Origin of the sequence: Acetobacter garciniae, assembly GCF_017377735.1 — a bacterium.
GTDB classification, from domain to species: domain Bacteria; phylum Pseudomonadota; class Alphaproteobacteria; order Acetobacterales; family Acetobacteraceae; genus Acetobacter; species Acetobacter garciniae.
The window spans coordinates 175474-190201 of record NZ_JAFVMH010000003.1 but is presented as its reverse complement, the minus strand read 5'-3'; the positions used below and the strand labels follow the sequence as shown (position 1 = coordinate 190201).

Sequence of the window (14728 nt, the reverse complement as noted above, 5' to 3'; positions counted from 1 at the left end):
GGACCAGCCCATGGCCCTCCATGCTGAAAAACCGCACCTGCCCAGCGTCAGGCACCTTGATATTGATAATAACTCGCATTATCACGGTGCACCTCACAGGCCCGCGAACCAAAGAGTCCCGCCCAATGTCCAGACCTTTCCCCACCGCCCGTGCCGCAGCCTGGGCCACCGGTTTTCTGCTTGCGGGTGGGCTGCCCGGCGCCCGCGCCGCTGCCCCGCAACCCGCGGCCACGCCCGCCCTGGGCCAGGCGACGGCACAGACCACGGGGCAGGCCGCCCACGCCCACACCACCCGCATTGCGCAGGCAACGCCGCAGGGCGGGCGGCAGGGTGCCGGGCAAGGGACTGGGCAGATTGCCACCCAAGGGGCCGCCGGCACCGTGGCGCGCGCACCCGCGCCGGCTGCCACGCCCGCCAGCAAGCCCGCCAGCCCGACCGCGCAGGCCGAGGATATTGTGGTGCGTGCGGCACGCAACAACCGCATGGAGGTAACCAGCGGCGGCCAGCTTGGGGCATTGGGTACCAAGAAGGGGCTGGATGTTCCCTTCAATATCCGCAGCTACAATTCCAGCCTTATTCTCAACCAGCAGTCCCAGACCCTGGGCCAGGTGCTGGAGAACGACCCATCGGTCCGCACCACCATGGGGTATGGCAATTTTTCGGAAATGTTCGTCATTCGCGGTTTCCCCGTGGATGGGGATGATATCTCGCTCAACGGCCTGTATGGCATCGTGCCGCGCCAGCTTGTCTCGCCCCAGCTTTACGACCAGGTGCAGGTGCTCAACGGGGCCAGCGCCTTCCTGAACGGGGCCGCCCCCAGCGGTTCGGCCATTGGCGGCAATATCAACCTTCTGTTCAAGCATGCCGAAGCCGAGGCATTGAACCGGATCACCGCCGATTATACCAGCAGCGGCCAGGGTGGTGGGGCCCTTGATTTCGGCCGCCGGTTCGGCGCCAACAAGGCGTTCGGCTTCCGCCTGAACGCGGCGGGCATGGACGGCGAAACCTCCATCGACCACGAACGCCGGCACGATGCAGCCGTGGGCGGCGATTTCGACTGGCATGACGACAACACCCGCATTTCGCTCGACATGGCGTACCAGAACCAGGCCGTGAACTGGGGCCGGGGCGGCGTGTTCCTGGGTTCCACACTGACAAGCGTGCCCCGGCCCGCGGCCCCGTCGCACAATTTCAGCCAGGCCTGGACCTATAACAACCTGAACTATCTGTTCGGTATGCTGAACGTCGAACATGATTTTGGAAAACACATTACCGTCTACGGGGCTTTCGGCGCCATGAGCGGGCAGGAAAAAGGCACCTATTCCTCCGTCACGGTCTCGAACGCGGCCACGGGCGATGGCACGATAGGCAGCATGTTCGTGCCCTATAACGAGATGAACGAAAGCACGCGCGCGGGCGTTCGCGCCCATGTGAATACCGGCCCCATCGCGCATGAGATCAATGCCGGCGGTTCCGCCTTGTGGGAAGACGCAAGCACCGCCTACGCCATGTATTACCAGCCCACCGCCCCACTTGCGACCAATCTGTACAACACGCGCCAGATCGCAGCCCCCGCGCAGAACTGGGTAGGCGGCAACCTGAACGACCCGCTGCGGTCGAACTGGACAAAGCTGTACAGCCTGTACCTGTCGGACACCATGACCTTCTGGGAAGGCCGCATCGCGCTGACGGGGGGCTTCCGGTACCAGAACATCCTGCAAAACGGCTATAATTACGCATCCGACGACAGCCTGAGCACCCATTACAACAAGGGCGCGTTCACGCCCGTGGTGGGCCTGGTGATCCACCCCACGCATAACACGGCGCTGTATTTCAACCGGATCGAAGGCCTGTCGCAGGGGCCGACGGCGACGGGGGCCAATGTGGTCAATCTCGGCCAGGTCTTTGCACCCTATCAGAGCGTGCAATACGAAGTGGGCGCGAAATACGATACAGGGCGGTTCAGCACTGCGCTGGCGTTCTACCAGATTTCGCAGCCCAACGCGTATACGGAACCCTACGGCAATAACGGGCAGCTTATCTTTCGTGAAAACGGCTTGCAGAGAAACCGCGGCATGGAACTGACCGTCAATGGCGAGATCATCCGGGGCCTGCGCTTCAACGGCGGGTTCACCCTGATCGATGCGGCACTGGTGCACACCCAGGGCGGGCTGGATAACGGGCATACGGCCATTGGCATTCCCAACTACACGGTCAACGGCAATATCGAATACGACCTGCCGTTCCTGAAAGGGGCAACGCTGATCGGGCGCGTGGTGAACACCGGCAAGCAGTGGGTGAATGTCGCCAACACGCAGCACCTGCCGGTATGGACCCGTTTCGACCTTGCGGCCCGCTATACGTTCAGCGTCGGGTCCAAGCCGCTGACCGCGCGTTTCGGGGTGGACAACCTGGCCAATACGCGCTTCTGGGCCTCCGCCTTCAACGGCTACCTGCTTGAAGGCCAGCCCCGCACGTTCAAGCTTTCCCTCTCGGCCGATCTGTGAGCGAACTGCGGGCCCATGCGCCACGGCTGGCCGGGGCCCTGTGCCTGTGGGCGGCCCTGGTGCTATGGGGCTCGGACGCGATCGATTTCTACAGTTCCCTGACCACCCTGCCCCTGCGTGAAAGTGCGCAGATCTACCGCCTGTGCGTAACGGCGGCGGCAGCCCCGTTCATGATGTGGCCTTTCCTTGTGCGCAGCCGGCGGCTGGCGTTCTGGCTGCCGCTGGGCGCCATGCTGGGCGGGGCAGCGGTACTGGCCATGACCCAGGCCTTGCCCCCTGCCGCCGGGGCGCGTGTAAAACCCGCCCCCATGGCTCTTGTCGTGCCCCTGCCCACCCCGGCGCAGACTCCATCGGCCGTTCCCGGCCCGGATGCCCCGCCCCCGCGCGGGGCCACAGCGCCGTGACGCCTGAAACCCGCGCGCGCCTGTCCTGGCTGCATCGCTGGGCCGGCCTGGTTTCAAGCTGGGCGATCTACACCATGACCCTGACCGGAACGCTGGCCGTATTCGACACGGAACTGACCCGCTGGATGCAGCCCCAGACCGCCACGGTCCCCGCCCGCAGCATGGCAACGCCCGCGGCATTGGAACAGGCGCGCCAGATGCTTGCCCAAGACGATGCCAATGGCCTGCCCCCGGCATTCCTGCGCCTGCCCGGCCCGCGCGACCCCACCTTGCGGATCGAACGGTTTGACGGGCATGCCTTTTCCGGCCCGGTGCTGGACCCGCGTGACGGGCATGTGATCACCGCCCCCCGCACCGAAGGGGGCACGTTTTTCTTCGACCTCCATTATTCCCTGCGCGTGCCCCGCCCGTGGGGCCAGCGCCTGGTCGCGGCCTTTACCTTCGTGTTCGCCATCGAACTGCTGGGCGGAATCCTGATCCATCTGGCCCGGGTCATTCCCGATTACTTCACGCTCAGGCTGCGCGCCGCCCTGCCCCGGTTCCTGCTGGATGTACATGTGCTGACGGGCACGGCCGTGCTGCCGTTCCATGTCATGGTCACCTATACAGGGCTGATCCTGGCGGCAGGGAACGCGCTGCCTGTACTGGGCCGGGCGGGGGAGACACCACCCCCGCGGCCAACCGTGGCGGCGCATTGGGCCCCCACAACCCCCCTTGCCCCGCTGCTGGAGCAGACACGCGCCCTGAGCGGGCATGAACCCGAACACCTGCGCTTTTCGCCAGGGCAGGTCGCGGTCTTTGCCACACGGCCGGGCAGCCTGGCGCTGGACCGGGTTTCCATCCCGTTCGACGCTACCACCGGGCGCGTTCTTGGCCCCCCAGCCGGGCCGGGTGCCCCCCGCCCGGATCTGGCGCAACAGGCCACCGCCCTGGCGCATGGGCTGCATATGGGCCGCACGATGGAGCCAACCCTGCGCTGGTTCTGGTTCGTGGGCGGGCTTGCCTCCACCGCCATGGTCGCCACCGGGCTGCTGTTCTACACCGCGCGCCGCCGGGCCAGCGCGGCATCGGGCCCCGCAGTGGTGTTTGAGCGGCTGAATGCGGGCGTGCTGACCGGCCTGCCCTGCGCCTGCCTGGTTTATCTGTACCTCAACCGGCTGGCCCCGCCCGCAGGGCCCGCATGGCCCAACGTGGAGGTTGGCGGGTTTTTCGCCACCTGGCTGGGCTGCGTGGTGCTGAGCAGCCTTGTCGCCCCCCGCCAGGGCTGGCGCGCCATCCTGGCGGGCATTGCCCTTATGGGCTTGGCAACGCCGGTGCTGGATATGGCAACTGCGCCAGATGCCCGCGCGGAATTTTCCACCTCCTTCGGCCTGTTCGCGGGGGTGGACGGGCTATGCATGCTTGCTGGCATTGTGGCCGGGGCCATTGCCGTTTACGGCCCGCGCCTGGGCCGCGCGCGCCACGGCAAGAACCGCCAGGGCCACGCGCCTGCGCCAGCCGAAGCGTCGCACAAGAAGGCCGGGCCATGACCGGGGCGGTATGGCTGGCCGCAGCCATGGCCCAGACGGCCTGCCTGCTCTGGGCCGCTACCCTGGCCTGGCCGCGCCAGAAACTGGGGACAGCACCCCCTTCACCCAGCCATCGCCACGCCCTGCGCGCGGGGGCTGCGCTGGCAGCCGGGCTGGCGTTGTGGGCAAGCCTGATGTGGCGGCCGGATTCAGGCTGGCCATTATGGATCATGCTGCTCTCGACCTGTAGCCTTCTTACGGCCGTGGGGCTGGCAATCCTGCCGGGCCCCCGGCAGGCAAAACCCGCCATCCGCCGGCAGGGACGTTTGTAAACCGGCCCACCACGCCCGGCATCGATCTCCCCCAGCATTCGGTGACAACGGGATGATGAGGGAAGGCGCGGGTCCCCCCTGCCGCCGCGAGAGAGGGCGCAGGGCAGGCATCCCTGCCCTGCGTGCAAAAACCGGGCCGCCCACAGGCTGGGCATGGACCCTACGGAGCATCGCGCGGGCGCGCTCCCTCTACTTGACGGCCCTGCCAATCGGATACAACACTCTTGCGTTTGTAGAACGATCGGCATCACGGACGGCCTTTCGATGGGTTTGCAGCGTGGCCAAAACCCGCACAGGCGAGGGGCCTTGCAAGAACGCAGCCATCTGAACGTCATGGGACCATAACAAGGGAAAATTCATGCGCTGGAGTAGAAGTTTTACGGTTGTCGGCTGTCACGCGGCCGGAGAGGTCGGGAACGTGATAACCGGGGGCGTGCGCGACGTGCCCGGCCAGACGATGTTCGAAAAAATGGAATACCTCCAGGCGAATTGCGACGATATTCGTAAACTGGTACTGTTCGAACCACGCGGTGCGCCGTATGTGAACGCCAACCTGCTTCTGCCCGCCTGCGACCCGGCGGCCGAGATCGGCTATGTCATTCTCGAAAGCACGGAATACCCGCCCATGTCGGGGTCCAACACGATCTGCGTGGCCACGGTGGTTCTGGAAACCGGCATTGTTCCCATGCGCGAACCGCTGACGGTCCTGACGATGGAAGCCCCCGGCGGGCTGATCGAATGCCGCTGCACCTGCAAGGACGGCAAGGTCGAACAGGTGGAGTTCACCAACCGCCCGGCTTTTGTCTATGACCTGGACAGGGATATCGAGGTTCCGGGGCTGGGCACCGTGCGGGTCGATACGTCTTATGGCGGCATGACCTACGCCCATGTCAACGCCCATGCGCTGGGCTTTGCCGTCACCCCGGACGAAGCGCGCGACATGTGCCTGACGGGGCAGAAGATCAAGGCGGCGGTGAACGAGCAGCTTGCCACCGTCCACCCCGAAAACAGCAAGATATTCGGCGTCTCCAACGTGATTTTCGAAGGCCCGCTGACCCGCACGCCCGAAGGGGTCGAAGGCCGCAGCGGCACGGTGGTGCTGCATGGCAGGCTTGACCGCTCCCCCTGCGGCACGGGCACGTCGGGCCGGCTGGCCGTCATGCACGCCAAGGGCCAGATCGGCGTGGGCGAACGCTTCAAGCATGTCTCCATTGCCGATACGGTCTTTATCGGACGGGTGCAGTCCACCACCACCGTGGCCGGGCGCGACGCGGTCATTCCCACCATTGCCGGACAGGCCTGGATTACCAGCATGGGCCAGTACGGGCTGGACCCCACGGACCCCTACCCCGAAGGGCATATCATTTCCGACGTGTGGTTCTGACACCCGGACAGCCAGCACCATGGGGGCCTTCGGCTTCTGCCCCCATGACCGGTGCGGAGGGTGAGGTTCTTTGAAGCTTTTTGGAAAAAGCTTCACCCAAAACTTTTATTCTTTTTACCAATCGTTTGTTTCGAAACGGTCTCTTACCTGCCGCAACGCCCAGACAAACGCGGCGGATCGTGCGGCTGCACGCAGAATCGGCGGATTATCGCCGGGCGTTTTTCACAACCCTGCCCTACCACCCGTGCCACCCCGCACCACAATGCCGCCAGGCCTTGGGGGAACACAAACGCCCCCATATTGCGGCTGCACGCATCCCCTGCCCCGCAATAGTGTGATCCGCAGCGCCGAATGCGTGGCACGCGGGATTGCCCGCGGATTGACTTATATCAATGACAAGCCGCCCCGGCTCAGCAATGTCCCGTAGCCCTGTCGACCCAGAGCAGAATTTGTAAATAAATTAAGGGCGCTGAGTACAAGCATGAATGTAAAGATATCGAAACATAAAACAATTTATGAAGATATCGTCCGGCTGACAGACCGGGGTGTACTTGTGCTTGATCAGAATTATCATATTATATTTTCAAACCCTAAAGCCGAAGAAGTTTTTGGTAAAACTCTTTCACCCGATGACCAGGGCGATTTTGCCCACGTCCTGTCGGGACATGATGACGACAGCGCGACCCTGCAAACACTTCCGACCATTGTCACCGAGCGCGTCAGGTCGGAAATGGAATTCCGTGCCCGCCAGCAGGATGGGAAGGATATCTGGATATCGGCGGCGGTCACGCCCGTCACGGACAAGGACGGCCAGATCACGGCTGTCATCATGATCCTGAGCGATATCACTTATGAAAAAGAGCTGCAAAACCTGCAAAGAAGCGTTGTCTGCGCCCTGACAACCAGCCTGCCGTTCCATGAGATCGCAGATTTCATGTGCCGTCAGATCGAATTGATAGCCCCCGATGTCGTCGCCTCGGTCGTGGCGGTGAATGACGAGAACCGCCTTCAGATGGTGGGCCGGGCAAGCCTGCCGCCCGCGCTTGCGGAAGCGACCGACCGGTGCAGTGTCGGCCCGCAGGCAGGTTCCTGCGGGACCGCCATTTTCACCGGGGAGGAAGTGAGCGTAACCGATATCGCCCACGACCCGCGCTGGGCCATGTGGAAGGATTTTGTCCTGCCGCTGGGCCTGGTGGCCTGCTGGTCCGCCCCCCTGATCCTGAGCGACGGGACGGTGGCCGGGGCCATGGCGTTTTATTTCCGCACACAAAGAGGGCCGACGGAGTGGGAGCGGCGTATCCATGACCAGTGCTGTCATCTGGGCACGCTGGGGCTGGAACGCGAAAATGCGCGACGCCACATTGCCCGGCTTGCCCGTTACGACGCGCTGACCGGGCTGCCCAATCTGGCGTGGCTGAAAAGCAGTCTGCAAAAAATGGTCGGGCAGCCGGTATGGAAAAACCTGACGCTCGTCCTGATCCATCTCGATCCGGTCGAAGGCATTGCCGAAGCCCTCGGCCAGTCATCGACCGACGATATCAAGGTGGAATTTGCCAACCGGTTAAAGGAGATGATCGGCACCCGGGGCACTGTCTGCCGCATGGACAGCGACACATTCGCAGTCGTGGCAACACGGCATCTGGAAGACCCTGAAAGTATCGGCAACAGATTTATTTTCGGCCTGTCCGCCCCCATTTGCCTGCACGGCATTACAATCAACCCGAACGTGCATATCGGCATCTGCACAGGGCCTGAAAAAGGCGACGATGTCGAAACATTGCTCCAGCACGTGCAGTCCGCGCTTTCAAATGCGCAAATGGAGCGCGATAAAAGCCATTACCGGTTTTTCAGCCCGGAAATGAACCAGAAAGCGGAAGAGCGTTTCTTTCTTGTACAGGCCTTGGGCGATGCCATTGCCAATAACCGATTGCGCCTGGTTTACCAGCCCCAGATCCGTGTCCAGGATACGCGCCTGCAAGGCATGGAGGCCCTGGCCCGCTGGACGGACCCGAAATTCGGGGCGATCTCTCCCGCCCGCTTCATTCCCCTGGCGGAAGACGCCAACCTGATCGGGCAACTGGGCGAATGGTCCCTGCGCACGGCCTGCCAGCAGATGGCCAGATGGATTGCAAGTGGCAGCCCCATCCATACGGTTTCGGTCAACCTGTCGGCAATCCATTTCCATAATCCGGAACTGCCTGATCTGATCTTCAGAATTCTGGATGAAACCGGCATTCCGCCAGAATCGCTGATTATCGAAATCACGGAATCCACCATGATCGACAATCATGAACAGACCATCCGCACGGCCCGCACGTTGCGGCAGTTCGGCGTTGGCATGTCGATGGACGATTTCGGCACCGGTTTTTCCAGCCTGTCCAACCTGGCCAGCCTTCCGGTCAATGAAGTCAAGATCGACAGAAGCTTCATGAACGGGATTGAACGGGACGAAAAACTCCGCAAAGTTGTCAGGGCGATTATCCAGATCGGCAAAAACCTGGGCATGACGGTTGTTGCCGAAGGGATCGAGACCGAACAGCAATGGCGCATGTTACGGCGCACCGAATGCGACGTTATCCAGGGTTTTTACTTTTCCAGACCGCTTGAGACAGACGAAATCGATGCATGGCTTGCACGGCGCGCGCCAACACCCCCGATCGCGCTGGCGTCCTGAGCCCGAAAGAACCACCTTCCTCCCCCCTTCAGACTGCGGCGTGAAGGAGACGATCATGCAGGCATCTGTGACCCCGGCATGGATCGGCCGCATGCCTGCCACGCAAATGTGTTCGCGCATGAACCGGGCCGCCAGACGCTGCCAGAACCTGCGCGCCGGATAAGCAGGCATGGAAGGCACCATCCTGCGCAAGAAAGCTGACCCGGCCTGGCTGGCAGCGCCTGCGCGCCAACGCCGCGTTGCGGCAAGGGGTTATCTGAACGCTCCATCACGCACCCAATGCCCTGCCGTGCGGGGGGTATGTCGGGCGGGGCGGGCCATGGGCGGGCCGGCGGCGGGGCAACATTTGCTGGCACGTAGCGCGGCAGTCCGATAGTTTTGCGCCAACAAGCAGATGGGGCCCAGGTGAGCGAGCTGAACACACGCGCAAGACGCTATACGGAGGACGCACCCGAATACGGGCGCCTTTTGCGCGAATCCCGCGGCGTTGCGCGGATCGTGGCCCCCAATCCCGGGCCCATGACCTATCACGGCACCAATACCTGGCTGGTTGAAACCGATGAAGGCTGTGTGGTGATCGACCCCGGCCCGGACGATCCCGCGCACCAGCGCGCCGTGCTGGCGGGAGCAGGTGGGCAGGTGCGCGCCATTGTCGTCACCCACGGCCATGCCGACCATGAACGCGGCGCCCCTGCCCTGGCCCGGCTGGCAGACGCCCCCATTCTGGGTGGCAGCCACGGCCCCGCCCTGGTGGACCAGAGCACGGTATGCGGCCTGCGCGTGATCGCAACACCCGGCCACACCATGGACCATATCTGCCTCGATATTGGTGAAAACCGGCTGATCGCGGGCGATCATATCATGGGGTGGTCCAGCTCCGTCGTCATGCGCGCGCCCCATGGCAGCATGGATGCCTACCTGACCAGCCTGAAGACCATCCACGAAAAGCACTACGCCCTGGTGCTGAGCGGCCACGGCCCGCCGATTACCGAGCCACACCCGTTTATAGAAGGGCTGATCCGGGCCCGCCAGCGCCGGCTTGCACAGATTCACGCCATGCTGGGGCCCGACTGGCAGAGCGAAGCCACCCTGCTGGAACGGATTTACAAGAACCTGGCCGCCCCCCTGCGCCCTGCCGCGACCGAGGTGCTGGGGGCAACGCTGGAGGCCCTGCAAACCCGTGGCCAGGCGGTACGCAACGCGGATGGGGCATGGCGTAAAGCGTAAAGCGGTCTGTTTTTTTTCGCGCCAGTCGCCATAGTTTGGAGAACCCCTGTTTCCGGAGACTCCGCCAATGACCGACACCCCAGAATATGTGCCGCCCCGCGTGTGGGAATGGCAGGCCGCAAGCGGCGGGCGTTTTGCCAATATCAACCGCCCCGTCGCGGGGCCGACCCATGACAAGCCGCTGCCCGTGGGCCGCCACCCGATCCAGCTTTACTCGCTCGGCACGCCCAACGGCGTGAAAGTGACCATCATGCTGGAGGAACTGCTGGCGGCCGGTCATGCCGGGGCGGAATACGACGCCTGGCTGATCCGCATTGGGGAGGGCGATCAGTTCGGCTCGGGCTTTGTCGCCATCAACCCCAATTCCAAGATCCCCGCCATGGTGGACCATAGCGGAGCCACGCCATTACGGGTGTTCGAATCCGGGTCGATCCTGCTGTACCTGGCTGAAAAATTCGGGGCGTTCCTGCCCAAGGATATCGCCGGGCGGACCGAATGCCTGAACTGGCTGTTCTGGCAGGTGGGCAGCGCGCCCTATATCGGCGGCGGCTTCGGGCATTTCTATGCCTATGCGCCGCAAAAGATCGAATATGCGATCAACCGCTTCGCGATGGAGGCCAAGCGCCAATTGGACGTGCTGGACCGCAGGCTGGCCGAATGCCCTTACGTTGCGGGGGATGAATATACCATTGCCGACATGGCCATTTTCCCGTGGTATGGCGGGCTGGTCGAAGGCTGGCTGTACAATGCCGCCGAGTTCCTGAGCGTGCAGGATTACACCCATGTCAAAGCCTGGGCGGACAGGCTTTCAGCCCGGCCCGCCGTGCAGCGCGGGCGCATGGTCAACCGCGTGAATGGCGAACCCGCAAGCCAGTTGCACGAACGCCATGACGCCGGGGATTTCGAAACCCGGACGCAGGACAAGATCGCCCCCTAGCGCCCGCGTTGCCCCCCCGCCTTGCCTTCCCCACCGGGCACCTGCGCAGACACAGGGCCGGGCGGGGGGTGAATGGCCGGGGATCAGACCGTGGCTTCGACCGCGCGCAGGTCCATCTGGTAGACATCATCCCCGTAGCACCAGAACGGGTCTTCGGGCTGGCGCAGCCATGTGTTGGCGTTGGAAATACGCTGCACCTTGGTGGCGCGGTCCTTGCGGCAGGCAAAATAGGTGCGGAAGCTGCGTTCAAGATCCTGCGTGCCCAGTTCGGCCAGGCAGCGGGTCAGCACGGCGGCGTCTTCCACCGCCATGGCCGCACCCTGGGCCATATGGGGCTTCATGGGGTGGCAGGCATCGCCCAGCAGGACAACGCGGCCCTGATGCCAGTGCGGCAGCGGGTTGCGGGTTTTCAGCGGCCATTTCGTGACCTCGGTCGTCGCGTCGATATAGGCCTGCACCATGGGGTGGTAGCCCTCGAACGACTTGCGAAGCGCTTCACGCGTGCTGGGCAACTGGCCGGATGCACTCGTCCATTCATCGGGCTCACCGGTGACGAGGTAGAATTCATCCTCGTTGCGGTCTAGGTAATAGCACACGATATGCCGGTCGGCACTCCACCACTTGGCGTTCACATCCGCCCCCACGGCCTTGGCGGCCGCACCCGGGATAATGGCGCGATGGGCGACCCAACCGGTGTAGACAGCCGCATCGAGCCCGAAAATCTGTTCGCGGATGCGCGAATTGATCCCGTCCGCGGCCACCAGGATATCCACCGTATCGGACGTGCCGTCGGCAAAGTCGAGCCGCACGGTCTTGCCGTTATCCTCGAACCGGGTCAACTGCTTGCCGAACTGCACGCGCGCGGGGTCCACGGCGTTGAGCATGGTCTGCTGCAGATCACCCCGGTGGATGGTGATATAGGCCGCCTTGTAGCGTTCGCGCTCGGCATTGAGCGGAATATTGGCCAGAATTGCCCCGTCATCCCAGTTGCGGCTGGTCCAGTAGTCCGGCAGGCAGGACACGGCTTCCAGCGGGGCTTCCAGGTCCAGGCGGCGCAGGATCTTCATGACATTGGGCCCGAACTGGATACCCGCGCCAAGGCGCATGAAGCTGGGCGCCTGATCGTACAGGACGACATCGAAGCCTGCCCGCTGCATCAGGGCCGCAGCCGCGATACCCCCCATTCCGGCACCGACAACACCAACGCGCTTACCCTCTGACATGACTTGCGGCCTTTCATTCTGCATGGGAAACAGATTTAATAGCGTATACGCTATACATGCCTATGACCGGAACGGATCGCCCGCGTCAAGAAATTTATTACGCCCCACGCACAATCCCGCCGACACATGCATAACACAGGCCATGTGCCGGAAACGCCGGTGCCTGTGGGGGGACGGAAAATGCCGCCCCGTTCGCGTCTTTTCCCCATCCGGTTTTTCGTGGTATGCTGCATGGCCAGATAAGACGTATACGCGGCATATGGAGAGAACACGCATGCCTTCGGGGTCAAGCCGCACCACGCCTTCGCACGAATCCGCTGCACATGACGTTGCGCAACTGCATCGTTCCGTATGCCTTCGTATCGTGCCGTTCCTGACGCTGGGCTTTCTGGCCGCCTATATCGACCGGGTGAATGTCGGCTTTGCCAAGTTGCAGATGCTCCATGACCTGAACATGGACGACGCCGCCTTCGGGCTTGGGGCCGGGCTGTTCTTCCTGGGCTATGTGCTATGCGAAGTGCCCAGCAACATCATTCTCGAACGCGTGGGACCGCGCCCATGGCTTGCGCGCATTCTGGTGACCTGGGGGCTGATCTCGACCCTGAGCGGGTTTATCCACACGCCCTGGCTGTTCCATCTCTCGCGCTTTGCACTGGGTGTTTCCGAAGCGGGGTTCATGCCCGGGGCACTGTTCTACCTTGGCCAGTGGGTGCCTGCCGCACGCCGTGCGCGCGTGATCGCGCTGTTCATGCTGGGTATTCCCCTGGCCAGCGTGCTGGGCTCTCCCGTATCGGGGTGGATCCTGGCCCATCTTTCGGGCAGTGCGGGGTTTGCCGGCTGGCGCTGGCTGTTCCTGATCGAAGGCCTGCCCCCTGTTGTGCTGGGTGTGTGGGCGTGGTTCTTCCTGCCCGACCGGTTGCATGACGCCACATGGCTCAGCCCCGCCCAGCGCGAGCACCTGGCGCGCGAACTGGCCGAGGAAGGCAGTGCCGGGCACCGCCGGGGGGAACTGTCGGCTGCCTTCACGGATATACGGGTGTGGATGCTCGGCATCATCGACGGGGCGATCCTGCTGGGGCTGTATACGGTGGCGTTCTGGTTCCCCACCTTCCTGCATGCCCGCATGGCGGGGGATTACGGGCGGCTGGGGCTGATTGTCGCCATTCCCCATATTGCCGCGGCCGTCAGCATGATCGTGCTGGGCCGCAGTTCCGACCGCAGGGGCGAACGGCGCTGGCACCTGTTCATTCCCGTGGTGATCGGCGCCCTGGCCCTTGGCCTGTGCGGCATGCCCGGGCACGGCGTTGTATGGCTGGTGGTGTTCGGCGCCATTGCCAATGCCGGGCTTTTGGGGGCGCTGCCCACGCTGTGGACCATTCCGTCCACCTTCCTGCACGGGCGGGCGGCGGCGGCGGGGCTGGCGGTTGCGTGTTCCTTCGCCAATCTTGCCGGGTTTTTCGCCACGTCGCTGATGGGGGCCGCCCTGACGCGCTTCCATGACGCAGGGCCGGTCATGTGGCTGTTCGCCGCCGTGGCCGCGATCTCCGCCGGGCTGGTGTTCCTGATCCGCACGCCCCACGCACCCCGGACCGGAACCACCCCGGCCGAAGACGCCCAGCGTGAAGTGGTAATGGAACACATGGTGCAATAACGCACCCACCCATATGGGGCGAAGACCTTGCCGGGCCAATGACCCCCTGCCCGGCGAAGCGCCCTGCCATGCGAACATCCACGACCGGCCAATACCCATGGGGGGCAAAACCGGTGTATCCTGCCCTGCCACCACCGCCAGCCCCCCATCAGGCGGTGCCATTTTTACCCTGACAGGGAGACAACACCCATGCGCAGGCTTCTGTCTTACACCACGCTTCGTGCCCTGCGCGCCTGTGCCATTGCCGGGCTGGGGGGGGTGGCGGGCCTTCAGGGCCCTGCCGGGGCGGCGCACGCCGGCACGCCGGGCCAGCAGGCAACCGCAATGGCTGCGGGCAGTACCGGCCATGACGCGGGCGACGTTGGCGGCACCGGCACCCCGCAGCCGCCCACCCTGTGGTACTGGCACAACTGGACCAGCCATGACGGCATCAGCCACATGACGCGCTGCCCGTTGCGCAATTTCGACCTCAAGAGCATGTCCAGACCCGCTGGCCCGCAATGGCAGGACCGGCTGAAGGCTGGCCACGCCCAGGTCATTTTTACCGTCCAGCCCGCACATTGGAACGGGCTGTGGCACCCCGACCCCGTCGTGCAGTGGATTATTCCGCTCAAAGGTGCGTGGTATGTCACCGCCATGGACGGAACGAAGGTGATAATGGGCCCGGGCGAGGTCTCGCTGGGGGAAGACCAGCTCAGCCGCATGGACGCGCAGAAACGCGTGGGGCATTTTGCGGGGAATGTGGGGGATGGCCCGGTGGAGCTGATGGTGGTCCAGACCGACGAAACCCCGACGGTGGACCAGCCCTGCCGCTTCAAATAAGGCGACAGGGCTTTTTGCAAAACCGGGATCGTCGATCAATACGGCTATCCACGCCCTGC

Annotated in this window: 11 protein-coding genes; 10 read left to right on the top strand and 1 reads right to left on the bottom strand. The window is 63.7% G+C overall.

The features are described 5' to 3' along the window. Positions 1-125: 125 nt before the first annotated feature. The 8 genes from J2D77_RS08465 (at position 126) to yghU (ending at position 10973) form a co-directional block, all read left to right on the top strand. Complete coding sequence (locus J2D77_RS08465; RefSeq protein WP_230975660.1) at positions 126-2507, top strand: TonB-dependent receptor; 2382 nt, start codon at positions 126-128, stop codon at positions 2505-2507. Then, positions 2504-2911, top strand: coding sequence for a hypothetical protein (locus J2D77_RS08460; protein ID WP_207845840.1), 408 nt, complete (start codon positions 2504-2506; stop codon positions 2909-2911). The genes J2D77_RS08465 and J2D77_RS08460 overlap by 4 nt, the downstream gene beginning before the upstream one ends. Then, complete coding sequence (locus tag J2D77_RS08455) at positions 2908-4440, top strand: PepSY-associated TM helix domain-containing protein (RefSeq protein ID WP_207845839.1); 1533 nt, start codon at positions 2908-2910, stop codon at positions 4438-4440. Before J2D77_RS08460 ends, J2D77_RS08455 begins: the two co-directional genes overlap by 4 nt. Next, on the top strand, positions 4437-4751 hold the full coding sequence (locus J2D77_RS08450) for a hypothetical protein (protein WP_207845838.1): 315 nt from the start codon (positions 4437-4439) through the stop codon (positions 4749-4751). Before J2D77_RS08455 ends, J2D77_RS08450 begins: the two co-directional genes overlap by 4 nt. Positions 4752-5109: 358 nt before the next feature. After that, positions 5110-6135 (top strand): proline racemase family protein, encoded by a 1026-nt coding sequence (locus J2D77_RS08445; RefSeq protein ID WP_207845837.1) that lies wholly within the window; start codon positions 5110-5112, stop codon positions 6133-6135. A 481-nt stretch (positions 6136-6616) separates the two neighbouring features. Further along, complete coding sequence (locus J2D77_RS08440; RefSeq protein ID WP_207845836.1) at positions 6617-8809, top strand: EAL domain-containing protein; 2193 nt, start codon at positions 6617-6619, stop codon at positions 8807-8809. Between the two features lie 405 nt (positions 8810-9214). Continuing rightward, the gene (locus J2D77_RS08435; protein WP_207845835.1) at positions 9215-10036 is read left to right on the top strand and encodes an MBL fold metallo-hydrolase; all 822 of its coding nucleotides are present in this window, start codon (positions 9215-9217) and stop codon (positions 10034-10036) included. Positions 10037-10103: 67 nt separating this feature from the next. Then, on the top strand, positions 10104-10973 hold the full coding sequence (gene yghU, locus J2D77_RS08430) for a glutathione-dependent disulfide-bond oxidoreductase (RefSeq protein ID WP_207845834.1): 870 nt from the start codon (positions 10104-10106) through the stop codon (positions 10971-10973). Positions 10974-11056: 83 nt separating this feature from the next. Here yghU and J2D77_RS08425 read toward each other — a convergent pair whose 3' ends face one another. Further along, complete coding sequence (locus tag J2D77_RS08425; protein ID WP_207845833.1) at positions 11057-12196, bottom strand: FAD-dependent monooxygenase; 1140 nt, start codon at positions 12194-12196, stop codon at positions 11057-11059. A 274-nt stretch (positions 12197-12470) separates the two neighbouring features. Between J2D77_RS08425 and J2D77_RS08420 the strand changes: the two genes are divergently transcribed. After that, positions 12471-13847, top strand: a complete 1377-nt coding sequence (locus tag J2D77_RS08420) for an MFS transporter (RefSeq protein WP_207845832.1) — start codon at positions 12471-12473, stop codon at positions 13845-13847. 324 nt (positions 13848-14171) lie between these two features. After that, on the top strand, positions 14172-14669 hold the full coding sequence (locus J2D77_RS08415; protein ID WP_230975678.1) for a cupin domain-containing protein: 498 nt from the start codon (positions 14172-14174) through the stop codon (positions 14667-14669). Positions 14670-14728 lie beyond the last annotated feature (59 nt).

Bases quoted from the DNA above. Each gene is read 5' to 3' on its own strand.
- J2D77_RS08465 (WP_230975660.1), top strand. From the start codon at position 126: ATGTCCAGACCTTTCCCCACCGCCCGTGCCGCAGCCTGGGCCACCGGT.
- J2D77_RS08450 (WP_207845838.1), top strand. From the start codon at position 4,437: ATGACCGGGGCGGTATGGCTGGCCGCAGCCATGGCCCAGACGGCCTGC.
- J2D77_RS08445 (WP_207845837.1), top strand. From the start codon at position 5,110: ATGCGCTGGAGTAGAAGTTTTACGGTTGTCGGCTGTCACGCGGCCGGA.
- J2D77_RS08440 (WP_207845836.1), top strand. From the start codon at position 6,617: ATGAATGTAAAGATATCGAAACATAAAACAATTTATGAAGATATCGTC.
- yghU (WP_207845834.1), top strand. From the start codon at position 10,104: ATGACCGACACCCCAGAATATGTGCCGCCCCGCGTGTGGGAATGGCAG.
- J2D77_RS08425 (WP_207845833.1), bottom strand. From the start codon at position 12,196: ATGTCAGAGGGTAAGCGCGTTGGTGTTGTCGGTGCCGGAATGGGGGGT.
- J2D77_RS08420 (WP_207845832.1), top strand. From the start codon at position 12,471: ATGCCTTCGGGGTCAAGCCGCACCACGCCTTCGCACGAATCCGCTGCA.
- J2D77_RS08415 (WP_230975678.1), top strand. From the start codon at position 14,172: ATGGCTGCGGGCAGTACCGGCCATGACGCGGGCGACGTTGGCGGCACC.